At 66.6% G+C, this 24,667-nt stretch carries 20 protein-coding genes; 9 read left to right on the forward strand and 11 right to left on the reverse strand.

The window, feature by feature from the left end:
* Together KTN05_RS12230 and KTN05_RS12235 are read right to left on the reverse strand one after the other, a co-directional pair.
* Positions 1-4,034 (reverse strand): CheR family methyltransferase (locus KTN05_RS12230; protein ID WP_217329697.1); only part of this gene is annotated, 4,034 nt, incomplete at its 3' end.
* Between the two features lie 104 nt (positions 4,035-4,138).
* Entirely contained in the window at positions 4,139-5,188 is a 1,050-nt protein-coding gene (locus KTN05_RS12235) for a chemotaxis protein CheB (RefSeq protein WP_217329698.1), read from the reverse strand.
* Positions 5,189-5,265: 77 nt separating this feature from the next.
* On the opposite strand from KTN05_RS12235, the gene KTN05_RS12240 reads away from it, so the two are divergent.
* The 5 genes from KTN05_RS12240 to KTN05_RS18125 all read left to right on the forward strand — a co-directional run bounded on the left by KTN05_RS12240 (position 5,266) and on the right by KTN05_RS18125 (position 10,509).
* Positions 5,266-5,505 (forward strand): hypothetical protein, encoded by a 240-nt coding sequence (locus KTN05_RS12240; protein ID WP_217329699.1) that lies wholly within the window; start codon positions 5,266-5,268, stop codon positions 5,503-5,505.
* A 287-nt stretch (positions 5,506-5,792) separates the two neighbouring features.
* Positions 5,793-6,437, forward strand: coding sequence for an HWE histidine kinase domain-containing protein (locus KTN05_RS12245; protein WP_217329700.1), 645 nt, complete (start codon positions 5,793-5,795; stop codon positions 6,435-6,437).
* A 119-nt stretch (positions 6,438-6,556) separates the two neighbouring features.
* Positions 6,557-7,636, forward strand: a complete 1,080-nt coding sequence (locus KTN05_RS12250; RefSeq protein ID WP_217329701.1) for a Crp/Fnr family transcriptional regulator — start codon at positions 6,557-6,559, stop codon at positions 7,634-7,636.
* Positions 7,637-8,646: 1,010 nt separating this feature from the next.
* The gene (locus tag KTN05_RS12255) at positions 8,647-9,957 is read left to right on the forward strand and encodes a sulfite oxidase (RefSeq protein WP_217329702.1); all 1,311 of its coding nucleotides are present in this window, start codon (positions 8,647-8,649) and stop codon (positions 9,955-9,957) included.
* 54 nt (positions 9,958-10,011) lie between these two features.
* Positions 10,012-10,509 (forward strand): hypothetical protein, encoded by a 498-nt coding sequence (locus KTN05_RS18125; protein ID WP_254368176.1) that lies wholly within the window; start codon positions 10,012-10,014, stop codon positions 10,507-10,509.
* Between the two features lie 108 nt (positions 10,510-10,617).
* Here KTN05_RS18125 and KTN05_RS12265 read toward each other — a convergent pair whose 3' ends face one another.
* The 5 genes from KTN05_RS12265 to KTN05_RS12285 are packed head-to-tail and all read right to left on the reverse strand — an operon-like array spanning position 10,618 to position 16,121.
* Positions 10,618-12,231 carry an FGGY-family carbohydrate kinase gene (locus KTN05_RS12265; protein ID WP_217329703.1) on the reverse strand — a complete coding sequence of 538 codons (1,614 nt, stop codon included), beginning with the start codon at positions 12,229-12,231 and terminating at the stop codon, positions 10,618-10,620.
* Positions 12,232-12,244: 13 nt separating this feature from the next.
* Positions 12,245-12,973, reverse strand: coding sequence for an SDR family oxidoreductase (locus KTN05_RS12270; RefSeq protein ID WP_217329704.1), 729 nt, complete (start codon positions 12,971-12,973; stop codon positions 12,245-12,247).
* Positions 12,974-12,985: 12 nt separating this feature from the next.
* Positions 12,986-14,227 carry a sugar ABC transporter permease gene (locus KTN05_RS12275; RefSeq protein ID WP_217329705.1) on the reverse strand — a complete coding sequence of 414 codons (1,242 nt, stop codon included), beginning with the start codon at positions 14,225-14,227 and terminating at the stop codon, positions 12,986-12,988.
* Position 14,228: 1 nt separating this feature from the next.
* Positions 14,229-15,020, reverse strand: coding sequence for an ATP-binding cassette domain-containing protein (locus tag KTN05_RS12280; protein ID WP_217329706.1), 792 nt, complete (start codon positions 15,018-15,020; stop codon positions 14,229-14,231).
* Between the two features lie 51 nt (positions 15,021-15,071).
* Positions 15,072-16,121 carry a sugar ABC transporter substrate-binding protein gene (locus KTN05_RS12285; RefSeq protein WP_217329707.1) on the reverse strand — a complete coding sequence of 350 codons (1,050 nt, stop codon included), beginning with the start codon at positions 16,119-16,121 and terminating at the stop codon, positions 15,072-15,074.
* A 156-nt stretch (positions 16,122-16,277) separates the two neighbouring features.
* Between KTN05_RS12285 and KTN05_RS12290 the strand changes: the two genes are divergently transcribed.
* Positions 16,278-17,288: a LacI family DNA-binding transcriptional regulator gene (locus tag KTN05_RS12290; RefSeq protein WP_217329708.1), complete on the forward strand. Its 1,011-nt coding sequence runs from the start codon at positions 16,278-16,280 to the stop codon at positions 17,286-17,288.
* Here KTN05_RS12290 and KTN05_RS12295 read toward each other — a convergent pair.
* Together KTN05_RS12295 and KTN05_RS12300 are read right to left on the reverse strand one after the other, a co-directional pair.
* On the reverse strand, positions 17,285-17,515 hold the full coding sequence (locus KTN05_RS12295) for a hypothetical protein (RefSeq protein ID WP_254368181.1): 231 nt from the start codon (positions 17,513-17,515) through the stop codon (positions 17,285-17,287). The genes KTN05_RS12290 and KTN05_RS12295 overlap by 4 nt on opposite strands.
* Positions 17,516-17,614: 99 nt before the next feature.
* Positions 17,615-17,830: an NAD(P)/FAD-dependent oxidoreductase gene (locus KTN05_RS12300; protein ID WP_371823355.1), complete on the reverse strand. Its 216-nt coding sequence runs from the start codon at positions 17,828-17,830 to the stop codon at positions 17,615-17,617.
* 690 nt (positions 17,831-18,520) lie between these two features.
* Here KTN05_RS12300 and KTN05_RS12305 point away from each other — a divergent pair.
* From KTN05_RS12305 to KTN05_RS12315, 3 genes are read left to right on the forward strand one after another with little or no spacing between them, the layout of a single operon-like run.
* Positions 18,521-20,797: a glycoside hydrolase family 99-like domain-containing protein gene (locus KTN05_RS12305; protein WP_217329709.1), complete on the forward strand. Its 2,277-nt coding sequence runs from the start codon at positions 18,521-18,523 to the stop codon at positions 20,795-20,797.
* A 12-nt stretch (positions 20,798-20,809) separates the two neighbouring features.
* The gene (locus tag KTN05_RS12310; protein WP_217329710.1) at positions 20,810-21,793 is read left to right on the forward strand and encodes a hypothetical protein; all 984 of its coding nucleotides are present in this window, start codon (positions 20,810-20,812) and stop codon (positions 21,791-21,793) included.
* Between the two features lie 7 nt (positions 21,794-21,800).
* Positions 21,801-22,787, forward strand: a complete 987-nt coding sequence (locus KTN05_RS12315) for a hypothetical protein (RefSeq protein ID WP_217329711.1) — start codon at positions 21,801-21,803, stop codon at positions 22,785-22,787.
* Between the two features lie 22 nt (positions 22,788-22,809).
* On the opposite strand, the gene KTN05_RS18465 is transcribed toward KTN05_RS12315, so the two are convergent.
* A complete protein-coding gene (locus KTN05_RS18465; protein ID WP_256449512.1) occupies positions 22,810-22,938 on the reverse strand; it encodes a hypothetical protein in 129 nt (42 codons plus the stop codon).
* A gap of 314 nt (positions 22,939-23,252) precedes the next feature.
* Complete coding sequence (locus tag KTN05_RS12320; RefSeq protein ID WP_217329712.1) at positions 23,253-24,293, reverse strand: fatty acid desaturase; 1,041 nt, start codon at positions 24,291-24,293, stop codon at positions 23,253-23,255.
* Positions 24,294-24,667: the final 374 nt, after the last annotated feature.

A 24,667-nucleotide genomic window follows, 5' to 3' on the forward strand; every position in this document is an offset into this window, starting at 1 on the left:
GCCAGCGCGAAGGTCTGCACCGCGCTGGATTGCAGGCGAACGCCGCGCGGGCCTTCCAACGTGACCCGCTCGCCGCGCCCGTCGGCATCCAGCGCGCCCATCGCCTCGAGCTCGGTGCGGACGAGGTCGTCGAACATCACCCGGCCATCCTCGCCCAGGCGCGACAGCAGGATCTGCACGCGGGCGAGCGCACGCAGCCGGGCCTGGAAGAGGGGCATGAACTCCTCGATGCCGCGGCTTTCGCGCCGGGTCTGGTCCATCAGGCCATGCACCACCGCGAGCAGGTTGCGGGTGCGGTGCTGAAGCTCGGCGACCAGCACCGCCTGATGTTCCTGCAGGCTCTTGATCTGCTGAACGTCCGTGGACGTGCCGAGCCATTCGACGATGCCGCCGCTGTCGTCATGCACCGGCGCGGCGCGGCTCTGGAACCAGCGATATCCGTTGGAACCGGCGTCGCGGATACGGATCTCGCAATCGAGATCCTGCTGCGACGGGGCCTGGTCCCAGGCCCGCATGATGGTTTCACGGTCGTCGGGATGGATCATCGCCAGCCAGCCGCGGCCAAGGCTGTCATCGACGGACTGGCCGGTGAAGGCGCTCCATTGCGGGCTGGCCCAGGTCCATTGGCCACCCTCGCCGGCCCGCCAGACGAGCTGGGGGATGCCCTCGACCAGCGTGCGCAGGCGGCGCCGGCTGCTTTCCAGCGCAAGCTCGGTCCGCCGGCGGTCGGTGATGTCCTGCGCGACCCCGGCCACCCGGCGGACCCGGCCATCATCGCCGAAGATCGGGAAGATGGTGTCGTGGATATGGCGGATGTCGCCATCGGGGCGGCGGATGCGGTATTCCACGGTGGCGTGCTCGCCCGCGAGCCCCCGGTCGCGCGAGGCCTCGGCGGCCGGCAGATCATCGGCAAGCACGGCCCAGGCGAGGCGGCCGCCATCGGCCATGACGCTCTCGCGCTGCTCGCCCCAGATCCGGTCGAAGGCGGGACTCAGATATTCCAGCCGCCCCGTTCCCGCATCGAGAATCCAGAGCACGTCCGAGGACGCTTCGACGAAGCTGCGGAAGCGATCCTCGCTTTCGGCCAGCGCGGCGGCGGTGGCGCGCGGCTCGGTCCTGTCCTGGCCCACCTTGAGGAAGCCGGTCGGCTCGCCCCTTTCGCCCAGAAGCGGGCGCATCATGCCGTCGATGAACACGCGCGTTCCGTCCTTGCGGACATGCCAGCGGATGTCGGGTGCCTGCCCCGTCTCCGCCGCCTGCGCGCGCTCCTGCGCGGGCACCCCGGCCTCGCGGTCCTCGGCTGTGAAGGTGATGTCGAGCGTCTGGCCGACCGCTTCCCCGTCGCTCCAGCCGAAGACGTCCTCGGCACCGGGCGGCCAGGTGTTGATCCGTCCGGCGGTGTCGGTGGTGAAGATCGCATAGTCGCGGGCCGTCTCGACGATGGCGCGGAAGCGTTCCTCGCTGCGGCGCAGGGATTCCTCGGCCTGGCGGCGCGCGGTCACGTCCACGAAGGTGACGACCACGCCGGCGATCACGTTGTCGGTGCTGCGATAGGGCAGCACACGGGCGATATACCGCGCCCCTGTCGCCTGATTGTCCACCTCGCGCTCCATCGGGGCGAGGGTGCGCAGCACGCGGCGGGCGTCGTCCTGAAGCCCGTCATAGGTGACGCGCGGCTTGATATGGCCGATGGGGCGGCCCTCGTCGGCCTCGACCAGATGGAAGACGTCCATGATGGCCGGGGTAAAGTTCATGACCCGCAGATTGGCGTCGAGGAACAGCGTGGCGATCTGCGTGCTTTCAAGGAAGTTCCTGAGGTCGCTGTTGGCGCGGCCGAGTTCCTGAACGCGGTGGGCCAGCTCTCCGTTGACGGTGGTCAGCTCCTCGTTCATCGACTGAAGCTCCTCCTTGGAGGTCTCCAGCTCCTCGTTGGCGCTCTGCAGTTCCTCGTTGAGGGACTGGTATTCCTCGTTCGAGGATTTCAGCTCCTCGTTGGTCGTCTCCAGCTCCTCGACGGCGGCCTGAAGGCGGTGCCGGGTGGTGCGAAGATCGTCTTCGAGATGCAGGATATGCGCGGCCTGCTCCGGCCCCGCCAATCCGGCCGGTCCGCCGGCTTCCGCGCCGCCGCTCTCGGACCGGGCGCTGCTATCCTTGAACAGCACGACGAACCCCGCCGGCCCGTCGGCGGCGCGCTGGCGCGGCTCGACGATCAGATCGACGGTGAATCGCTGCGGGTCGGTCCCCACGTCCAGACCCCTTGCCTCGACGGCCCGCCCCTCCTCGGTCGCGCGGGTCAGGGCGGTCCGCAGGTGAAGGCGCAGCGACGGATGGATGAGTTGCAGCAGGTTCAGCGACGCGGCCCCCCGCGACGGGGCGAGAACGCGGCCGACATTGCCGGCGAAATGCAGCACGTTGTGGTCCGCATCGAGGATGACATAGGCCGGCGAGTGGCGTTCCATCACCCGCTCGCCCCAGCGCGTCAGGTCGGCGGCGGCGGCATCGCTGCGGGGCGGCTCGGGCAGCGGCGGCGGCGCGGACCGCGACAGCCGCCGCCGATCCACCGAGGTGAACGGAAAGACGGGCGGCAGCCGCGCCGCCTTGTCGAGCCGCCGGAAGAGGCGGGAATGCGCCTCGACATGGGCAAAAAGATCCGTGTGGCGGGACGCGTTCTCGGAGTTGCCGAGGAACAGGAACCCGCCCGGCCGCAACGCGAAGTGGAACAGCGGGATCACCTGCTCCTGCAATTCGGCGTCGAGATAGATCAGCAGGTTGCGGCAGGACACGAAGTCGAGCCGCGAGAACGGCGCGTCCCGGATGACGCTGTGCTGCGAGAAGACGCACATCTCGCGCAGTTCCTTGCCGACGCAGTAGGTATCGCCCTCGTGAAGGAACCAGCGGCCCAGCCGCTCGGGGGTCATCTGCTTCGCGATCCGGTCGGGATAGCGCCCGGACCGGGCCGCCGCCAGCGCCCGCCCGTCCAGATCCGAGGCGAAGATCTGGATCTGGGGCGGGTTCTCGACCGAGGCGCGGTGCTCGGCCAGAAGGATGGCCAGCGAATAGGCCTCTTCGCCGGTCGAGCAGCCGACCACCCAGACCCGCAGCGCGTCGGCTGCGGCCTTCCCCTCGAACAGCCGGGGAATGACCTCGCGCTCCACCAGATCCCATTCGCGCTTGTCGCGGAAGAACTCCGTCACTCCGATCAGCAGGTCGTTGAAGAGGTCCTGCGCCTCGTCGGCGTCGGTCCGCAGCATCGCCACATAGTCCTGAACCGTCCCGATCTGCCGCACCTGCATCCGGCGCGTCACCCGGCGCATGAAGGTGCCGGGCTTGTAGCCGTGGAAGTCGTGGCCGGTCCGGTTGCGCAGGATCGAGGCGATGGTGCCAAGCGCCTCGGTCATCCCGGCGCTGTCGGGGGCGGCCGGGGCCGCACGCGCCGAGACCTGCGCCAGAATGGAGGTCAGCCGCTCCGCAAGCTCATCCGCGGGCAGGATGGCATCGGCCAGCGCGGCGGGGCTGCTGCTGTCGGAAAGGCCCCCCGCCCGCGATTCCCCGGTTTCCTCGGCCAGCGCGATGCCGCCGGCCGCCTTGATCTCGGTGACGCCCAGCGTGCCGTCGCCGTCGGTCCCGTCCAGCGTCACCACGATGGCGCGATCCCCAGCGGCGCGCGCCAGCGAAACGAGAAAGCTGTCGATCACGCCCCGGTCGCCCGGCGCCTGGCTCGTCGGACGAAGCTGGATCCGCCCCGCGTTCAAGGTCGCGATCTGCCCCGGACCGGGCAGATACAGACGCCCCGGCTGCACCGGCGTTCCGTCCGCGGCCTCGGTCAGATCGTGCCCGGCTGCGGCGACCGCTTCGCGGAAACGGTCCTCGTCCAGCGCCTCGCGGTGCTGAAGCGCCAGCAACACGGCGGCGCCGTCAGGCGGCGGCAACCGCTCCAGCAGCGACCGGAGCGAACCCGTCCGCCCGGCCGAGGCGGTGATGGCCACGATGGCGGGCAGGTCGGTGGTGGGGCCGTCATTCCCGTCCGAAGACATCAGGGTTCCGCCTCGCATTCCGTTCCGGCGCGGCGCTGCCGCGGATTTCCCCATCTATGATGGCCGCCGCCCGCAAAGCCCATACCCCGCTGTCGGGGCGGGCGTCAGCCATCGGCCCCCTGCCCGCCCTCGTCCCCGGATGGCGAGGGGCGGCGCATCGACATCAGGACCGCCCGGCGGATCGTGTCGGCATAGCGCCGGTATTCGTCCGAGCGTTCCTGATACATCTCGGCCACGGCGCGGCGGCCGGCATTGCGCCCCTCCTCGGCCATGCGGGCCACCAGTTCCGCCCGTTCCTCGATGACGCGCAGCGCGACGCGCAGCGCCTCGTCCACCGCGTTCTCCTGCTCGGTGGCCAGCACATCGGCCGTCACCGCATGGCCCACCTGGCAGCGGAAGCGCAGCGGGCCGGGCTCGCGCACCTGCGACAACACGCCGCCGCAATTGGGGCAGTTCAGCGGCACGGGATCGGCGAAGCGGCGCAGGACGCCGCTGTCCACCCGTTCCCCCGCCGCGATGTCCACCTCGAGCTGGATCTCGGGCGGGACCGGCAGGCGGGGACCGGCGGCCTCGCGCAGCAGATCCGACAGCACGTCGCCGATCCGGTCGGACGGGCTGACCAGATCCGCCGTGACCGCCCGCAGCCCGGCCAGCGGCATCTCGTCCGCAATCGCCTCTTCGGGGTCCTGCACGATGGCGATCCCGCCGCAGCGCTTGATGTCGGACAGCCCCGCCGCGCCGTCGTTCAGGAACCCGCTCAGCAGCAGCCCCACGACACGCGGGCCATAGGCGATGACGGCCGACCGGAACAGCGGGTCGATGGCGGGCCGGGCCATGTTCTCGCGCGGCCCGCGCCCGAGGCGGATATGCCCGTCCACGATCAGCAGATGCCGATCCGGCACGCCCAGATAGACACGGCCGGGCTCGATCTTCATGCCGTCCTCGGCGGGCCGCACCGGCAGGTGACTGCTCGCCTGCGCCACGGTGGTCAGGATGCCCAGGCTGCGCGCCGGGATGTGCAGCACGACGAACACCGCCGGCAGACCGGGCGGCAACGCGCCCAGAATGGTCCTGAGCGGCGCCGACGCCCCCGATGAGCCGCCGATGACGATGATGTGGCGGTTGTCCATCGGCTGCTCATCCTTCAGGTCCATGCGGGAAGGAACTATGGCGCGCGCACTTGTGCTCCCCCGATGGCGTGGTGCCGGCGCACGGCCGCCGGGGGAAACACATGTCCGACCTCGAGACCGAACGACGACATCTGGCCCAGGCCCGGCGCGACATCGCCGAGGGTGAGGCGCGGATCAGGCATCAGGTCGCGCTTCTGGACCGCCTGCGCGCCTCGGGGCAGGATACCGCGTGCGGCGAAGCCCTGCTCAAGACCTTCCGCGAGACATTGCAGAGCTGGACGGCACACCGGGACCTGATCCTCGGCGCGATCGCGCGGCTGGAAGGCGAGGGCTCGTCCTAGCCGCGCAAAGTCCGCCTTGGGCCAGCCGGGGCGGGCGGGTTGGCCCGCCTTCCAGCCCCGCGAGAAGTGTGCTTTCCGGGCCGCCGGCGCTGGAACGCCATGACCATTGATAAATGTTCTGGCCGAGCCGGAACGGCATCGCTGTATTGTGGCGAGCGGAAGTGCCTTGACGTGCAGGGCGGAAGGTGCCTCGGTCCCGACGCGGCGCGGTGCGCCCGATCAGGCAGCCAGCCCGCATGGCACTGTGACGGGGATCAGGATCGCACAGCCAGACCGGCGGGGCAGGCATGGACGAGACGGAACGGACACGCACCGCGCCGCCTTCCAGCCCGCGAGAGATCACGCGCAGGCTGGGCAACAGCTTCGCGCTGATGCGCTCGATCATCCGCTGGTCCGCGGGCGGCGCGGCGAGCGTGGAAAACTATGCCTGGCATCTGGAAGGCCGGTTCGATGCGATCAGCCGCGTCCTGATGGCGGTCCTGCGCGATCCGGGCATGCGCTTCGACCTGGGCGGGATGATCACCGAGGAATTGCTGGACCAGCGCCTGAGCGATGGTTTTCACGCCATATCGGCCGAGGGCCCGCCCGTTCCCGTCGGCGCGGCCGCGGCCGAGGTGCTGGCGCTGCTGCTTCATGAGCTGGTGACCAACTCGGTCGAACACGGGGCCCTGGGCCTCGCGGAAGGCGGCGAGCTGCGGCTGCGCTGGCGGATCGAGGATACCGGCGCGGGCGGCCCCGCGGTCTGTCTCGACTGGATCGAGAGAGGCGCGCCGGCGGTGCTGACGCGCGAGGGCTTCGGGTCCATGGTCCTGAACGAGATGCTTCCCTATCAGCTGGACGCGTCCGTCGCCCGCCGCTTCGGCCCGGACGGGGTGCATATCGCGCTGACCCTGCCGATGCGGACGCTGGCGCCTTCCGACGGGGCGGGGTGAGCGGCCGGGTTTCCCCTGACGTATGGGTCGCCGACGGCGGAACTATCCGGGGACGAGGATCGTTCCCCTGAGCCGTTCAGGTCTCGATCTGCGCGGCGCTACCCTGATCGAGGGAGTTCATGTCCGCCCTGACCATCGACCAGGCCCGGCCCCATCTTTTCACCCCGACCGTGGCGCAGTTGCTGGCGTCGTTGCACGACGCGCCGACCACCGTCAGCGCACGGCAGCCCGTCCCGCAGCGCGCGGGCCCGAGGACGGATGCCCTTTACCTCGCCAGCGGCTTCGTGGGCCGCTACCGCGCCGACCGCTTCGGCCGCCGGCAGTTGCTGGGGGTGCATCTGCCCGGCGACTTCATCGAACTGCCCGGCTTCGCGCTCGCGCCGCCGGACGATGATCTGCAGGCGCTCAGCCCCGCCGAGATCCGCCGCATCCCGCAGGAGCGGCTTCAGAACCTGCGCCGCGATGCCCCCGAGACATTCGAGAAGCTCTGGCACATCCCGCTGCTGGACGCGGCCATCGACCGCTACTGGATCTTCCGGCTGGGCCGGCTGGTCGGGCGCGCGCGGATCGCCAACTTCTTCTGCGAGATGCTGCTGCGGCTGCATTCCCGCGGCGCGGGCACGCTCGACAGCTTCGCGCTGCCGTTGACCCAGGTGGACCTCGCGGAATCCTGCGGCATGACGGCGGTCCACGCCAACCGCATGCTGGGCGAGCTGCGCGAGGAAGGGATCTGCGTCTTCGGTCAGGGCACCGTGCGGATCATGAACCTGCACGAACTGTTCCGCACCGGGCAGTATGACTGGGATTACCTCCACCTCGGTCCCGCCCTCGACCGCACGATCCGCGAGAGGCTGGGGGGCGAGGCAGGCGAAGCGCCGGCGCATCGGGGACAGGGTTGGGAAGGGCCGTCTGACTGCTCGATCAAGAAGATGCCGTCCACGGGCCGCCTGAACTTCATACCGCTTTCGGGGCAGCGTGCCGCACAACTCAGGCAAGACGGTGACGGCCGGCAGAAGCCGTTGCCAGCCCGTCCCGGACGCGCGCCGCTTCGGCAGCCGGTGGGAACGATACTACCGGCCCCGCGTTTCCGTCGCTGTGGGAATTCCCCCCAACAAGCACAGGAGACTCGTGATGATGATGAGATCAGTTCTTTTCGCCGCGATGACACCGTTGTTGTTTTCCGCGCCGGCGCAGGCTGAGAACCCTGCCGCAGTTCCCGTCCCGACGGACAGCGGGGCAGCTGCAGAAACCACGATTTCGGATCCTTCATCCCCGGCCGAGGGGCTTGGCGCAGGCAAGTCCACCGCGACCGGGGGAGTCCCCATGGAGCCTGAGGCCGATGCCGCGGCGCCGACGGAGGGCGCTGCACCCGCAGACCCGGCCGAGGGGCTTGGCGCCGGCAAATCCACCGCCACCGGCGGGGTTCCCATGGAGCCGGAGGCCGATGCCGCGGCACCGACGGACGGCGCTGCACCCGCGGATCCGGCCGCGCCGGCCGAGGGGCTTGGTGCCGGCAAGTCAACCGAAACCGGGGGCATTCCCATGGAGTCCGGCACTGCTGCAGACTCCTCCGCAGACAGCGCCACACCTCCCATGCCGGCGGACGGGGAAACAACACCCGCCAGTAACTGACGGTCCGAGAGCAAGCGGCCCCTCCTCCAGCCAACTCGCACCGTCAGCGGCGACCACGCAAACTGGCCCTTGGCGGCCTGACCGCCCCTTCGCCGGGTGGGCCACGTTCCAGTGGTTTCACGACATTATGCACCTGCGCATCGATGCGGCAGATCCGGGCGCGCGGGCTGAGACTGCACCGGGGTCAGACATCGGGCTGACCGGGCTGCCGCCTGGTCATGACCAGCGCCCTGCCTGTGCCGTCCGTGCTGCCCTCGGATCGCGGCTGCGACTTTGACGATGTCCCAAAACCCGGCAAGCAACTGGCGTCGCCTCCGTCACACCGATGCGGCGGGCCCGTGGACTGAAGGGTGACGGACGACCGCAAGCTCTACCGCCTTCGCAGTTCGCCGAGCGCTGGTCCAACAAGTCGAAGACGGCCCGCCTGGTCGCACATCGGCGGGAACCGCTCGTCAGGCCGGAGCCAGGCACCGGCGGTGCTTACCGGCCCTGAATCGCGGTTCTTGCGTTGACATGAGTCAATCGGGCGGCTTTCCTGTGGGGAAACGCTCTCTGCGTTGAAGATGGAGGAGTCCTGATGTCAGACCCGATCGACACGAAGCAGACATTCTGCCCCCCTGCCGCCACCGAAGGCCGGGAGGCGTCCGATCTGCAGACTTCACCCGCGCGCCGGGCCTTCCTCAAGACCACCGGGCTTTCGGCGCTCGGGGCGATGATCGGCATGACGATCCCGTTCGAGCGCAACCTGCCGGCGGGCCTCATCCCGGTGGCGCTGGCGCAGGATTCCGGCGAGGAGTTGATGGGCGGCAAGCAGGGGCTGACGCTGCTGAGCGACCGGCCGCTGAACGTCGAGACGCCCGCGCATCTGCTGGACGACGACGTGACCCCCTATGAGCGGATGTTCGTGCGCATGAACGGGCTGGTGCCGCAGACGGCGCTGGACATGAACGCCGAGGGCTGGACGCTGGTCATCGACGGCGAGGTAGACACGCCGCTGGAACTGACCATCGACGAGCTGAAATCCCGGTTCGAGAACGTGACCCGGCCGCTGGTGATCGAATGCGGCGGCAACGGGCGCGCTTTCTTCCAGCCCGGCACCTCGGGCAACCAGTGGACGACCGGGGCCGTGGGCTGCCCCGAATGGACCGGCGTGCGGCTGGCCGACGTGCTGAACGCCGCCGGCGTCAAGGACACCGCCGTCTATACCGGCCATTACGGCAACGACGTGCATCTGTCCGGCGACGACGAGCAGGAGGTGATTTCCCGCGGCGTCCCGATCGAGAAGGCGCTGGAGGAGGACGGCATCATCGCCTGGGCGATGAACGGCCAGCCCGTCCCGGCGCTGCACGGCTTCCCGCTGCGGCTGGTCATCCCCGGCTATCCCGGCTCGGTCGCGCAGAAATACCTGACCCGGATTGCGGTCCGCAATCAGGTCCATGACGGCGAGAAGATGGGCGGCTATTCCTATCGCCTGCCGGCCTATCCGGTCGCGCCCGGCACCGAGGTGCCCGAGGAGGACATGGAGATCCTGACCGAAATGCCGGTCAAGTCGCTCATCACCTTCCCGGAAACCGGCGCGTCGGTCACGCCGGGGCAGGCCAGCGAAGTGCGCGGTCACGCCTGGGCGGGGAACGGCGACGTGCAGGCGGTGCATGTCTCGATCGACTTCGGCCAGACTTGGACCGAGGCGCAGCTCGACCCGCCGCCGAACCGCTTTGCATGGCAGCGCTGGCGGGCGAACGTGACCCTGCCGCAGCACGGGTATTACGAGGTCTGGGCGCGGGCGACCGACATGAACGGCGTCAGCCAGCCGCCGGTCTCTCCGGGGTGGAACCCGCGCGGCTATGGCAACAACATCCAGCACCGCATCGCCCTGATCGCGGCCTGAGTCCGCCCCGACGCCTTCACTGCGGGCTCCGCGCCCGATATCCGACTGGAGAATATGCGACGCTTTGCATCAATCGCTGGCGGCCTTGCCGCCATCACCCTGCTGACGGCCGCCGCTGCGGCGGCCCAGCAGGCCCCCCTCCATGACCCGATGGCGGCGATGCGCGAGGCGCCCGCCTACAACGCCCTTCAGCCGGGCGCGGTGCCTGCGCCGGAAGCCCCCGCAGCGGAAGCGCCGGCCCCCGCGCCCGTCTATGACCCGATGCGGGCCGTCACCCAGCCGCAAGTCGCCGCCGCAGGGACGGACGTGGCCGAGGGCTCTCCGAACCCGGAACTCGGCGGCCTGCCGGACGGGCCGGGCGCCGAGGAGACGTATTACCAGTGCGTCGCCTGCCATTCGACGGCGATCATCAGGCAGCAGAGGGTCACGGACGCCCGCTGGGACTATCTCTGGCGCTGGATGATCGAGGATCAGGGCATGATCCCGCCGGACGAGGAAACGGCCGAGATCATCATGTCCTATCTCAAGCAGCATTTCTCGTCGGAACGCTGAGCAATTTCCGGTGCCCAAAAACGGCGCGGCCGGTCCGGGCCGCATCTCGGGCCGTTTCGCGAGGCTCATCCATGTGCGATGCGTGCCGATGGCCCAGTGAGCCCACCTTCACATCGGCCCGCGATCCTTCCGCATGACCGACTGCAACGCGCAGAAGCTGCGATAGCGGGCGTCATGCAGCGCCGCCGTCGCGCTGCTTGGGTGATATCCGACGGCGGCCTGCGACATGGAGCCCATGGCCTGCGGCATGTCGGCGAAATGACCAGCCGCGACCGCTCCGATGATCGCGGAGCCGAGCAGCACGGGTTCGGCTGCCCTGCTCGACAGGACCGGCTTGCCGGCACCGTCCGCCAGAAGCTGCCGGACCAGCTCCAGCTGCCCTGCGCCGCCCGAGATCACGATCCGCTCGACCCGCGCCCCGGCCTTGTCCTGAGTCTCGATGATCTGGCGCAGACCGTAGGCGATGCCGCAGAGACCGGCGATGTAGAGCGCGACGAGGCTGTCGATGTCCCGCTCCATTCCCAGGCCGGCGATGGTGGCGCGGGCGTGAGGGTCGGCGAAGGGGGCGCGGTTGCCCAGGAACTCGGGAACGACGTGCAGGCCGTCCGCCAGGGTCACGGCGTCGGAAAGGCTCATCGCCCGCGCTGCCGCTCTTTCCGCCAGCCAGACCGGCAGCGGTTGACCGGCCGCCGCAGCGGCGGCGCCTGCTTCGGCGGCTGCCGGGTGGAACGACAGCAGCTGCTCGATCGCGGCGCCGGCGGCGGATTGGCCGCCCTCCAGCAGCCACATGCCGGGCACCATCGCCTGATAATACGGGCCCCATACACCGGGCACGAACACCGGATCGCGCGTCGTCGTCATCGTGCAGGAGGAGGTGCCGAACACATAGGCGAGGTTGCTTTCCGGCGTCCCCTGCATCCCCACGGTCCCGATCCCGCCCGCATGGGCGTCGATCAGCCCGGCCCCGACAGGCGTGCCCGGACGCAGGCCGAGGTCAGCCGCAGCGGCCTCGGTCAGCCCCGTGCCCAGCGGAGTCCCCGGCGCGACGATCCTCTGGCCGATGCGGGCGAAGCCCTCGTCCGCCAGATCGCCCAGACCGATGCCGCGGAAGTAGTCCGGGTCCCAGCGGTCCTCGTGGGCCAGATAGGTCCATTTGCAGGTGACGGTGCAACTGGATCGCGTCAGATCGCCCGTGGCGCGCCAGCCGAGATAGTCGGCAAGGTCGAAGAACTGCCATGCGTTCGCATAGGTCTGCGGCAGGTTCTCGCGCAGCCACAGCAGCTTCGGCGTCTCCATCTCGGGCGAGATGACGTCGCCCACATAACGCAGGACCGGATGGCCGAGGGCATTGATCCGCTCGGCCTGATCGACGGCACGGTGGTCCATCCAGACGATGATGTTGCGCGCGTCCTCGCCCGAATGGCTGACGGTCAGCGGCCGACCGCCTTCCCCCAGCACCACCAGAGAGCAGGTCGCATCGAAGCCGATGCCCGCCACCTGCGCCGGGTCGATCCCCGCCACGGCCTCGCGCACCGACGCGCAGACGGCGGCCCAGATGTCCGCGCTCGACTGCTCGGCGATGTCCGCGCCTTCGCGCCACAGGGCGATGTCGCGCTTGGCGCTGGCGATCATCGTGCCGGTCGCGTCGAACAGCCCCGCGCGGGCGCTGCCGGTGCCGACATCCACGCCAAGGAAAAATGGCCCCTGCCGGTCGGTGGTCATGGCCGGATCCCCGTCACAGATCGACGCTGTTAGGCAGGATCACCAGATCGCGGATCACCACGCCCCGCGGCCGGGTCAGCATGAACAGCACCGCCTCCGCCACTTCCTTCGGCTGCATCAGCGAGCCGTTGGCCAGCGCCTCCTCCATCTTCGCCTTGGGCCAGTCGTCCAGCAGGGCGGTGACGACCGGGCCCGGCAGGACTGCGCCCATGCGGATGCCATGCGGCGCGACCTGCCGCCGCGTCGCGTGCAGAAAGGCCTGCACGGCGAATTTCGAGGCGGTGTAGATCGGCTCCCACACGACCGGCACGACGCCCGCGACCGACGAGGTGAAGATCACGTCGCCGGTCCTGCGCTGAATCATCCCCGGCAGGACGGCGCGGACGCTGCGGAAGGCCGCGTTGATGTTGAGGTTCAGCATCCGGTCCCAGGCGTCCGGGTCGCCCTCGGCCGCGGGGCCGCCGATATAAGCGCCGGCATTGGCGTGGAAGATGTCCACGGGGCCGGCCAGTTCCTCGATCCGGGCGGCGATGCCGTCCACCTGCGACCCGTCCAGCAGGTCCACGACCAGCGGATGCGCCTTGGGGCCAAGTTCGCGGCACAGCGCCTCCAGCCGGTCGGCGGCGCGGTCGATCAGCACCACCTGCGCGCCTTCCGCCAGCAGCGTGCGGGCGCATTCCAGCCCGATCCCCGACGCGGCGCCGGTGATCGCCGCGACCTTGCCTGAAAGCTGCTCAGCCATGATATGTCCTTCTCAAGCGCGGCCGTGGCTCGCGCGCGACTGCCGCGCCAGCGAATCCACGATCACCGCAATCGCCAGCACCGCGCCGGTAATCATGTAGCGCAGCGAGGAGCTGAGGTTCAGCAGCGTCAGCCCGTTCGAGATCGACTGGATCACCAGAATACCCAGCAGCGCCGACCAGGCCGAGCCGCGCCCCCCGAACAGCGACGTGCCCCCGATCACCGCCGCCGCGATGGCGTTCAGGTTCACATCGCCCGTCCCCGCCTGCTGGCTGGACGACGCCAGCCGCGACGCGGCGAGGATGCCGCCAAGTGCCGCGAGGCTGGAACACAGCATGAAGGCCGAGATGCGGATGCGGCTGACGTTGATCCCGGACCGCCGCGCAGCCTCGCGGTTTCCCCCCACGGCGAACATCGCCCGGCCCCACTGGGTGCGGGTCAGCGCATAATCCATGAGGACGACCAGCAGCACGAACAGGCCGAACATCCACGGGATGCCACGGCCCTGATTGAGGTAATACACCGCCACCAGCAGCACGGCGGTCAGGATTGCCGCCTTCGCCAGCAGCACCGACAGGCCGCCGGGGTTGGACAGCTGGACCGCCCTGCGCCGCCGCATCCGGTCGAGGCCGAGCAACAGGATCAGCGCCCCCGGCAGGATCGCCGTCATATAGCTGAACCATGCCGGCATGACATGGATCTGGCCGAACCTGACCAGCGCCGAGGAATAGGGAAGGTTGATCGATCCGGTCGAGCCGAGCAGGTAGAGTTGCAGCCCCAGCATGGCGAGCAGCCCGGCCAGCGTGGACACAAAGCTGGGCATCCCGAAGCGGTTCAGAAGCGTCGCATAGACGAAGCCCATGAACGCCCCAGACGCGAGCGCGACGAGGATCGCCAATGCGGGCGGCAGCCCTGCCTTGACCCAGATGACGCCGAGAATGGCCGAGGCGAGCCCGCTCATGGAGCCGACCGACAGGTCGATCTCGCCCAACATCAATACGCAGACCACCCCAAGCGAGATGCAGCCGACCGCGGCTGCGTCGAACAGGAGGTTGGCGAGGTTGTTCGGGGCGAGAAAGACCGGGTTCAGGGACCAGAACACGGTCGCGATCAGGATCAGCCCGAGGATCACGGGCAGCACTCCCAGATCGCCGGACCGCACGCGGTCGATGAAGCCCCGGACCGCGCCGCCGATCCCTTCGTCATGGCGGACGCGGCTGTCGGACCTGTCCAGCGCGGCTTGCGGCTCGTTCATGTCATGCACCCGTTGGTTCAAGCTTGCGTGCCTGCCGGCGCGAGACCGAGTTCTCGGTGGCGCCGGTGATCGCCGCGACCAGTTCCGCGTTGGAGGATTCCGGCGTGAAGATCCCGTTGTTGCGGCCCAGCCGCAGCACCACGATGCGGTCGGCGACGGCGCGCACGTCTTCCATGTTGTGCGAGATCAGGATGACGCCTAAGCCGCGGTCGCGCACCCGCTCGATCAGGTTCAGAACCTCGGCTGTCTGGGCGACCCCCAGCGCGGCGGTCGGCTCGTCCAGCATGATGATGCGCGGGTCCAGAAGCAGGGAACGGGCGATGGCGACGGTCTGCCGCTGCCCGCCGGACAGCGAGGCGACGGGTTCCCGGACCGAGGGGATGCGCGCCGCAAGCTCGCGCAGCAGGGTCCAGGCGCGGACCTCCATCTGCACCTCGTCGAGCCGCCACGGCGACAGTTCATGGCCGAGAAACAGATTCGCCACCACGTCCAGGTTCTCGCACAGCGACAGATCCTGAAACACCGTCGCGATGCCCATTTCCAGCGCCTTGCCGGGGCTGTCCAGCGCGACGGGCCTGTTCATGAACTGGATCGAGCCTGACGTCGGCTGATGCACGCCGGCTAGTATCTTCACCAGCGTGGACTTGCCGGCGCCGTTGTCACCCACCAGCGCCACCACCTCGCCGGCGAACACGTCCAGTTCGATATCCTCCAGCGCCTGCACGGCGCCGAACTGCTTGGACACGCCGCGCAGCTTCAGGATCGGCTCTCGGGAACTCTCGTTCTCAGCCATTGCTGCCCTTTCCTCAAGGTGCGCGCCGATCCGGCGCGCACCGCGAGCATCTTACTGCAGAATCCCGAGTTCGCGGCACGCATCCGCATAATCGGCGGTGCAGACCTCCTCGGGCGTCTGGATGCCCTTGTCGAAGATCTCGGCCTTGATGTTCTCGCGCGTCACGACAGCGGGAACGAAAAGCTCGGAAGGAGTGTCATAGAGGGTCGTCTTGGGCTCGGGCGTCTCGCCCTTGAGGAACGCCACGGCGACCTCTGCTGCGGCGCGGGCGACGATCTCGGACGGCTTCGAGATGGTGTTGTACTGATCGCCGGCGATGATCAGCTGCAAGGCCGCGATGGTCGCGTCGTTGCCCGTGACCGGGGGCAGGGGATCGACGCCAGCAGCCTTCAAGGCAGCGATCGCGCCGCCCGCAGTGCCGTCGTTCGCCGCCACGATGCCTTTGATATCCGCCCCGAAGCGGTTGATCTGCCCGGCGGTGAATTCCTGCGCGCGGGGCGGCGCCCAGTCCGGCGTGTCGTATTCCGCCAGCGTCTCGTATTCCGAGCCGTCCAGCGCCACGTCGATCCCATCGCGGATCAGACCGGCGGCCGCGTCGGTCGGCGAGCCGTTGATCTGCAGGACGCCTGCGCCCGCGGGGACACCCTCGGCCTTGAGATGATCGACCAGCGATTGCGCGATCGCCTGACCGATGCCCTTGTTGTCGAAGGACACATAGTAATCGGCAGGCGTATCCGGGATCGGCCGGTCATAGGCGATCACCTTCACGTCCTGCGACTTCGCCATCTGCACGAGGCCCGAGGCAGCGGCCGAATCGACCGGGTCCAGCACGACGATCTTCGCGCCCTGGGCGATCACCGAATTGAACTGCTGCTGCTGCAGCGACACGTCGGCATTGGCGTTCTGGTAGATGACGGTGCAATCCGGGCAAAGCTCGCTCATCGCCTGCTGGAAGCCGGGGTAGTCGTGCTCCTCGTAGCGGGTCGAGGCCTGGTCCGGCATCAGAAAGGCGACGGTGGCCGCTTCCTGGGCCGAGGCGGCGCCGCCGAGCAGCGCTGCCGCGACAACCGAAGCGGCCGCGAGCGAAAGTTTCGACGTCATGATCTCACTCCTCCACATGTCAGGGCGCGCCGCCTTGGACGCAGGCACACAGCCACGGCTGCGCCATCGATCGAGTCCCCTGCTCAATCGATGTAGCGACACTGTAACGGCGGTGTTAGGCTGTCAAGACGGCAGAAACGGCAGGTTTTCGACGATATGGCTGGCGACGAGGACATCCCCGGCAAACGGCCCACGATCTACGATCTGGCGCGGATCGCCGGGACCAGCGCCAGCGCGGTCAGTTCGGTGCTCAGCGGAACGTGGAAAAAGCGCCGGATCAGCGCGCAGCTGGCGGAACGCATCAGCCGCGTCGCCGAAGAGCAGGGCTATTCGCTGAACCTGCAGGCAAGCCTGCTGCGGCGCGAGCGTTCGCGCATCATCGGCATGATCATTCCGAAATACGACAACCGGTACTTCGGCGCCATCGCCGAACAGTTCGAGGCGATGGCGCGCGCGCGCGGGCTGTTCCCCGTCATCACCTGCACCCGCCGCGAGCCTGAACTCGAATACGAGGCCGCCCGCCAGATGATGTCCTATCAGGCCGAATGCCTGATCGTGACAGGCGCCACCGACCCCGACCGCATCGCCGAACTCTGCGCGGCGACGGGAGTTCGCGCGATCAACCTCGACCTGCCGGGCACGCGCATGCCGTCGGTCGTGTCGGACAACTTTGCCGGGGCGCAAGAGTTGACGCGGGTGATCCTGTCGCGGACCCACGAGGCGTTCGGCCGCCGTGCGCCGCTCTATTTCATCGGCGGCCGCCCGCAGGACCACAACACCCGCGAGCGCCGGCGCGGCTTCATGTCGGCCCACGCGGAAATCGGGCTCCGCGTTCCTGACGGCAACTCCATCGTGCGCGGCTATTCCGCCGACAAGACCGCCGCCGCGCTTGCGGAACTCGGCATCCCGCACGGCAGCGGCGTTTTCGTGAACTCGACCATCGCGCTGGAAGGCTTCGTCCGCTGGCTGCGCGCCCAGTCCCCGCCGCTGGAGCTGCGCTTCGGCTGCTTCGACTGGGATCCCTTCGCAGCGGTCCACCCCCAGAATGTCGGCATGATGCAGCAGGATGTGGGAGCCATGCTGTCCAGGGTGTTCGAATTCATCCAATCTGCTCCCAATGGAGCACCGACCGTCGAGGTGCCATGCAGGTTCAGGGCGCTGGATTAGGTCGGAGCCCCGAAGTCGGCGCGGCCGGGAAGGCCCGGAGCGCGCTGTTTATCGTTCGCTCCTGCACGGAGAGGTCCGTCGCCTTGGGCGAACTTCCGCCTGAGTCTCCGGTCGCGCCCTTGCTGGCGCACCCAGCCCCAGTTCCGGCCCGACTGCTCGCCCCTCATCCGGCGCTTTTCGCACCCAAGCACCCTTTGCCCTTCGCGCGCCAGTGTCCGAGCCGCCATCAGGCCGATGATCCCGTCGCCGATCACGGGTGACGTTCACTGAATCAGGCAGCGTTCCGTGACGTTCGCGCGGGGTGGCCAGCGTGATCGGGAAGCCGTTCATCGGAACCTGCCGATGCTGAAGGGACCGGGATCGAAGCGCGGCGGTCGGCCGGCGACGGCGTCGGCAACCATCAGCGCGGTGATCGCCGACAGCGTCAGTCCCAGATGGCCGTGACCGAAGGCGTGGACCACCTCGTTGCCCTGCGGCGAGGCCCCGATCACCGGCAGCGAGTCCGGCGTCGAAGGCCGAAAGCCCATCCATTCGCTGACCACCGGCTGGTCCCTCAGCCACCGCACCGGTCAGGCGAGCAGGCGCCGCCACTTCGGGCGCGTGAATTACGCCGATACAGATCGCTCAGGCGAGTTTATGGGTCGCGACCGTAGCTCTGGTCGTGGTTTGTGAAGACTGCGAAAAGCCTTCAGCGCCACGTTTTGCTGAAATGATCTTATTTTGGACGGCAACTCAGACCGTCTTCATCGGATCACTGCCCATGTCGGCGGGAGCCCGTCAGACGCGTTCACAAAGTAGGTGAGATGGGACCCGAGCCATCCGATGGGGTGGACGTCCGCCAGCAGGCTCCCATAGTAGCGCCGAAGAACAACGAATCGATGCGCGGAGGATGATGAAGTAGACCGCAGAGCTGGCGACAAGTCAGGGGAACCGGAGGCTCGACTCTCACGAGTCGCTGTTATCAATCAACAAGATCGACCTTTGGCTTACCCGGCTTGCACGACGGTGACGCGCAGCGGGGACGCTGCAGACCGCGCCACGCACGATGTGCAAGAGCATTCGCCAGGCGGAACGCCGCTCATCAAAATCCTCCAAGCGGGCAAGCATCGTGGCACTCTGCAGAACGGACAGCTAAAGGACAGCTTTGGGCAAACAGGTGCTCTGGCGACGCCTCTCCACACGAAGGCGCTGACCCGAAGCAGCGCCGAAGCTGAAAAGCCAAGATAAAGAACATGATCCGCAGCAAAATACACAAGATCGCTGGGGCGCTGCGCCTGCTGTTTCCGCCCCCTTCAGATTTGGTTTATCTGTGGAAACTGCGTCGCAGCAGGCTCTTTGACCGCCAATTCTATCTTGGCGTGAACCCCAATCTGCACCCTTTGGCGAAGACATTTGCCGAACGTCACTTCATCCAGCGCGGGGAACCGGCAGGGCTCCAGCCCAATCCCGAATTTTCGCCTAACGCGTATCTTCGCCACAACGACGATCTCCGTGGCGTGATCTCAAGACCATTCCTCCATTACATCGATTTCGGCAGGCACGAGGCGAGAATAACCAAGGACCTGCCCCGCACCGAAGCCGAATTACCTACAGCCCTGCCGGTGCTGCGGCGTCACGCGGACGGACAGGAATGCGCTCGGCCGGCAGTGGCGCTGGTGGTACATATCTATTACCATGACCTGTGGGCCGAGATTTCCGACGCCCTGTCACGACAGAATTTCGACTTTGATCTGTTCGTGACCTTCAGCCGGTTCAAGGGTCAGGACGACACCGCATTACAAGAACAGATCCTGGCGGATTTCCCTGAGGCGTTGGTAGTGCCCATGCCCAATCACGGGCGCGACATCTTCCCCTTTGTGCATCTCGTAAACTCGGGCCTGCTGTCGTCCTACCGCGCGGTTGGAAAGGTCCACACCAAGAAAAGCCCGCATCGCCAGGATGGGGAGGTGTGGCGCCGCCATCTGATTGCGGGCATCCTGGGCGAGCCGGACCAGACCCGACAGCGGCTGGAGCGGTTTTTGGCACTTCCCGAGGCTGCCGTCTGGGTTGCCGACGGGCAGCATTACGAAGACACCAAATGGTGGGGCTCCAATCGCGTGCTGGTGGAGCAAATGATGGCCCGCCTGGGCATACGTCATGACCCTGACAAGCTCGCCTTTCCCGCAGGGTCGATGTATTGGCTGAAAGCCCCAATGATCGACATGATCCACGGCTTGCAGCTGACACGTGACAGTTTCGAACGCGAGCTCGGGCAGGTTGACGGCACACTTGCTCACGCCTTTGAACGGACTTTGGGCTACATGGCCGAAGCGGGCAATCAGCGTGTGGTGCAGACCACAGAGTTGGACCAGGCCGGCTTGCCACGGAACCAAACTTTGCGGCCGTCGTTCGTGCAGGCGTTTTACCTGCCGCAGTTCCATCCAGTCCGGGAGAATGACGCGTGGTGGGGCAAGGGCTTTACTGAATGGCAGGGGGTTGCGCGCGCGAAGCCCGCTTATCCCGGCCACGGACAGCCTGCCCTGCCCACCACGCTGGGGTTTTATGACCTGCGCCTGACCGAGGTGATGGGCCAGCAGGCCGCAATGGCCCGGCAGGCCGGAATCGATGCGTTCTGCGTATATCACTACTGGTTTGACGGGCGCCGCATCCTGGAACGCCCGATCGACAGCTTGCTGAATAGCCCCGAGATAGATTTCCCCTTTTATCTCTGCTGGGCAAACGAAGCTTGGAGGCGCAATTGGGATGGTCTTTCGGGAGAGATTCTTCTGGACCAGCCTTACAGCCCTGGCTTTGCTCGGGACTTGGCGCAAAGCCTGGTGCGTTATTTTAGAGACCCGCGCTATCAGCGACCCGATGGCACACGCCCGCGCTTTGTGATCTATCGCCCTGAAGACATGCCAGATCCCGCCGCCGCCGTGGCCGAGATGCGCGCTGCGTGGCGAGAGGCCGGCGTGGGAGAGGTGGAAATGGGCGCAGTGCGTTTTCATGTGCCGGGAGATCATCCCGTTCCAGAGGATCTGTTTGATTTCTGGGTCGAGATGCCACCACACGGCCTTGTCACCGGCGAAGATTACCTGTTCGGCGGCCCTCGGGGCAACCTGATAGGCAATGGGGTGGACCCCGGTTTTTCTGGGCTTATCTACGATTACGCCTGCCTCGCAGACAACAGCACCGATAGCACCTATCTGGCAGGCCTGCCCAAGAACACCATCGCCGGCATCATGCCGAGTTGGGACAATACCGCACGGCGGGGTCTTGGAGCGCATATCGCCCATGGTGCCAACCCGATGCGCTTTCAGCGCTGGTTGCGGGTGTTATTGGGCAAACGTCTGGCCGGATCTTACCGGCAGGAGATCTTCATCAACGCATGGAACGAATGGGCCGAAAAGGCGATGCTGGAGCCCTCGGACCAATATGGCGATGCCGTGCTGCGGATCCTGCGCGATCATCTGCGCCCGGAACCCGCTACACTTCCGCCCAAGCCACCGCCTCTCGAAACGATGTCTTAAGCCCGGAGCCTCATGTCTCGTATCGTCATCCATATCGGCACGCACAAGACCGCGACGACCCATCTTCAAGACACGTTCCACAAGAACCGTGCTCTTCTGCTGACGCAGGGAGTGACCTTTCCCGCAATCGGTCATACGAACGGTCAGCATGGATTGGTAAGCAGTTGGATACCCATGCCGGAACCATATGGATTGCAAAATCCGCAAGGGGCGTGGGACGACCTGATCCGTGACCACGCCGACAAGCCCGGAACGGTATTCATTTCCAGCGAGGAATTTTCACGTCTGGCGCCGCGCCAGGTCAACATGGCGCAACTCCGAAGGATGCTGGCGCCATTCGACGAAGTGCGCGTCCTGTGCACACTGCGCAATCAAGCCAGCTTTCTCCAATCCGTCTATCAGCAGATCTCAGTCGAGCGCAATCCTGGCGCGTGGGAGCCCTTTTACCGACGCGCCCTGCAAACCAAGCGCGTCGACGGACTGGCCCTGGATTACAACGATCTTTATGATCATTTACTGGCTGGATTTCCGCCCGAAGAGATCAGGTTCATATCGTTCGATTCGGCGATCAAAGGCGATGGGGGCATCATAGGCGCGTATCTGCGTGCACTGGAATTGTCGCTGCGCGCGGACGATCTTGAGCCGTTTTCGGAACGGTTATCGAACGTATCAGACGATGCATTGGCAACGCTGGTAGCCAATATGGTAGCGGACGCGAATGTTGCACGTCCCGGCCTTGTGGCGTGGATGCGTCAGGCGTTGGATCAAAGTCTGGGTGCCGAGCGGCCACGCTCAACTGTCTACAACCGCGTCGAGGTTGAGGAGATGGGCAGCAGCTTCAGCCCCCTCAACGAAAGGCTTGCCAGGCGCTTGCAAGCCAATCAGCCCGAGTTCAGCGTGGGGCCGATGCTGGGCGGGAAGCTCGACCTCGGTTTCCGCGACACATTGAGTGATGAATTCTGGACATTCGCTCATCACGGGATACGCAGGGCATAACTTCAGTATGGCACGGCTTATCCTTCATATCGGCGCGCATAAAACAGCGACTACCTTCTTGCAGCGTTGCTTTTTTCTGAACCGAAATCTGCTGGAGCAGCATGGCGTCTATTATCCCGACATCGGCCCCAACCCAGCGCATCATATCCTGACTACGCCTTGGATAGGCAATAACGAGATACCGCCCGCCTTTTACGGCAACGCCGGCCCCTATGGCGTGTGGGAACGTCTCATCGCTGACTACGCCTCTCGCGATGGCACGGTATTTCTCTCCGGCGAACCCTTCTCGCGGCTCCAGCCGCAGCGCGTGGACATGGCGGCGCTTGCCGCACGCCTGTCCCCGTTTGAGGATGTGCGCATTATCTATACCGCCCGCCGCCAGACGGAATTGATTCAAGCCATTTGGCTACAGAAGATGAAAGCCAAACTGGCCGGTGATCTTGGTGAGTTCCTCAACCATGCCTGCACAAGATTTCTGGCAACCGGCGTGCCGGTGGAGCACGGGCTGATCTATGATCACGTCCTGACCGGATTTTCCCCTCGGCAGGTGACGATCCTGGATTATGAGCATATCCGCCACGCACCCGGCGGGGTGCTGCAGACATTCCTGGATCTGATCGGCGTAGGATTGAAGGCCGAACAGATGAGCAGAGTGGGGGCGCGAGGCGCAAATATCTCGCCCGACCCGCTGGGCATGTATGTCTATAGCCGCATCGCACCCAACGAAAGGCCGGACAAAGGAGAACTGGCTCGGATCGTGGCCGCGCTCAAGGAGCTGCATAGCGCGCGCTCCACAATCTACACGCGGGAGGATTACGCACGGATCTGCCGCGTCTTTGCCCCCTTGAACACCAGGTTCGAGGCGCGGGTACGGATGCATCAGCCTGACTTTGCCATGGCGCCCGAGCAGGCCGAGCCGACCTTCACCTGGCGCGACGATCTGTCGATAAGCGATTGGAGCCGCGTAGCCGCAGCCGCCAATCCAGGTGGGTGAGTTAAAGAGAGCTCCGTCAAGCTCAGAGCCAGAATCGCATGATCAGGTTGTTCATGGTCAGGCCCCATAACCAGAACATGAGGGTGACGGCGGTGCAGATGGCAGAGAAGGACAACTGGCCGCGTCGGCCGTAACGGGTCGCGACGGCCATCCGTCCTTGAAGAGCGGTCGTAGAGCGTCTTGGGCGGCCCGTGGACTGAAGGGGCGTCCTTCCACGGGAACCGATCTTCCTGATGTAGATGATCGCGCTCGGCGCCTGCCGGTCATCGGCCCGCGGCTTGCCTCCGCTCTTCGGAACGAACAGCCGCAGCCGCTACATCTGCGCCCTGTGAGCCAGAAACAACCGCTCCTCAGGCCCCTCCTGTTCACGTTCCGACCTAGCTGATTCAGCAACGGCCGCCCGTCGCGCAACCGGAATGAATTCAGCAGATTGCCGCGTCAGTCCGACCCTTGGACTTCCGAACCCTACGCCGGCCCATAGCGCCGCCGCGCTTCGCGGAACGACGTGAGGCGGCTCAGCTTTTCGTCCCACAGATGCAGGTTCACCGAGCGCAGGCTCTCCCACGGGGTCAGCCTCTGGGCGGAGGCGAGTTCGGCGTGGTCATGCAGTATCTCGGGCAAGCGATAGAACGGAATGCGGCTGTAGAGATGATGCACATGATGGATGCCGATATTGGCGGAAATCCAGCGCAGCGGCGTGGGCAGCACGTAATGCGAAGACCCGGCCAGCGCCGCTTCGTGCAACTGCCAGGTGTCGCTCTCGGCCCAGTGGGTCTCCTCGAACTGGTGCTGGACGTAGAACAGCCAGACCCCGATCGTGGCGGCGACGACGACCGTGGGAATATAGATCAGCAGCACCGGCATCAGCCCACCCGACCAGATCACCAGCGCGAGCGCGACGGCGATCATGGCATTCGTCCCCATCGCGGAGATCCAGTAGCGCCGGCCGGATTTCATCAACCCGAGCGGCAGGCGGTTCTGGAGCAGGAACAGGTAGCTCGGCGTCACTCCGAAGAGAACGACCGGGTGACGGTAGAAGCGATACAGCAGCCTGCCGAAGCGGCTCCGCGCGCGGTATTCGGCGACCGTCAGTGTCATCACGTCGCCGATGCCGCGCTGGTCGAGATTGCCGTGCTGCGCGTGGTGCATGGAATGGGTCCGGCGCCAGACGTCATAGGGCGTCAGCGTCAGCACCCCGAGACACCGGCCGACCCAGTCCTGCGCCCTGCGGCTGTGAAAGAACGAAGCATGCCCGCAGTCATGCTGGATGCAGAATATCCGCACCAGGAACAGGCCGTTCAGGATCGCGATCCCGAGCGTCAGCCAGTAGCTGATCGACATCGACGCCCATGCGAGCGTCCAGAGCAGCGCAAAGGGCACCAGCGTGACAAGGAGTTCCAGGATGCTGCGGCGCGTGCAAGGCTCGCGATACTTCGCCAGGATCCGCGCCCAGTCCTTGGCCGAACGCACCTGCGCGGCCGGCGTGTCGTCGGAAGATGTCACCATCAACGCCCTCGAGCTTGAGCCATATGACCATCGGCCCGCACGGCGTTCCTTGTGCAGCATCATCTAGGGCGGGCCTTGCTGTCAGGCAAGTCACAGTGTGCTCAGCGGGGGGATTCTCGAAGTAGCCGGAGCGCCATGGGAGTGCTCGGAATGTGCATGTGGGGTCGCACAGGCGTCTGGAAGATCGGCGACATCGCCGGCGCTGTCGTATCCCTTGTCCGCCCCGAGGGTGAGGTCGGCTGCGCCCTCCCGTCCCCGGCGGCACGCCTGATGCCAGCGAGCTGACGTGCGTTGCGAACGCGCCGTCCCCCGATACGAGATGTCCCGGCAGTTCCGCATCGTCACCGAGCAGCCACCGCACCGGGTCGGGAAAG

Origin of the sequence: Paracoccus sp. Z118, from assembly GCF_019061185.1 — a bacterium.
GTDB lineage: Bacteria > Pseudomonadota > Alphaproteobacteria > Rhodobacterales > Rhodobacteraceae > Paracoccus.

Coding starts and splice junctions, on each gene's coding strand:
- KTN05_RS12285 (WP_217329707.1), bottom strand. CDS start 16,121: ATGACGTCGAAACTTTCGCTCGCGGCCGCTTCGGTTGTCGCGGCAGCG.
- KTN05_RS12315 (WP_217329711.1), top strand. CDS start 21,801: ATGGCACGGCTTATCCTTCATATCGGCGCGCATAAAACAGCGACTACC.
- KTN05_RS18465 (WP_256449512.1), bottom strand. CDS start 22,938: ATGGCCGTCGCGACCCGTTACGGCCGACGCGGCCAGTTGTCCTTCTCT.
- KTN05_RS12295 (WP_254368181.1), bottom strand. CDS start 17,515: ATGGCGGCTCGGACACTGGCGCGCGAAGGGCAAAGGGTGCTTGGGTGC.
- KTN05_RS12270 (WP_217329704.1), bottom strand. CDS start 12,973: ATGGCTGAGCAGCTTTCAGGCAAGGTCGCGGCGATCACCGGCGCCGCG.
- KTN05_RS18125 (WP_254368176.1), top strand. CDS start 10,012: ATGCGACGCTTTGCATCAATCGCTGGCGGCCTTGCCGCCATCACCCTG.
- KTN05_RS12240 (WP_217329699.1), top strand. CDS start 5,266: ATGTCCGACCTCGAGACCGAACGACGACATCTGGCCCAGGCCCGGCGC.
- KTN05_RS12255 (WP_217329702.1), top strand. CDS start 8,647: ATGTCAGACCCGATCGACACGAAGCAGACATTCTGCCCCCCTGCCGCC.
- KTN05_RS12290 (WP_217329708.1), top strand. CDS start 16,278: ATGGCTGGCGACGAGGACATCCCCGGCAAACGGCCCACGATCTACGAT.
- KTN05_RS12250 (WP_217329701.1), top strand. CDS start 6,557: ATGTCCGCCCTGACCATCGACCAGGCCCGGCCCCATCTTTTCACCCCG.
- KTN05_RS12235 (WP_217329698.1), bottom strand. CDS start 5,188: ATGGACCTGAAGGATGAGCAGCCGATGGACAACCGCCACATCATCGTC.
- KTN05_RS12275 (WP_217329705.1), bottom strand. CDS start 14,227: ATGAACGAGCCGCAAGCCGCGCTGGACAGGTCCGACAGCCGCGTCCGC.
- KTN05_RS12265 (WP_217329703.1), bottom strand. CDS start 12,231: ATGACCACCGACCGGCAGGGGCCATTTTTCCTTGGCGTGGATGTCGGC.
- KTN05_RS12280 (WP_217329706.1), bottom strand. CDS start 15,020: ATGGCTGAGAACGAGAGTTCCCGAGAGCCGATCCTGAAGCTGCGCGGC.
- KTN05_RS12320 (WP_217329712.1), bottom strand. CDS start 24,293: ATGGTGACATCTTCCGACGACACGCCGGCCGCGCAGGTGCGTTCGGCC.
- KTN05_RS12305 (WP_217329709.1), top strand. CDS start 18,521: ATGATCCGCAGCAAAATACACAAGATCGCTGGGGCGCTGCGCCTGCTG.
- KTN05_RS12310 (WP_217329710.1), top strand. CDS start 20,810: ATGTCTCGTATCGTCATCCATATCGGCACGCACAAGACCGCGACGACC.
- KTN05_RS12245 (WP_217329700.1), top strand. CDS start 5,793: ATGGACGAGACGGAACGGACACGCACCGCGCCGCCTTCCAGCCCGCGA.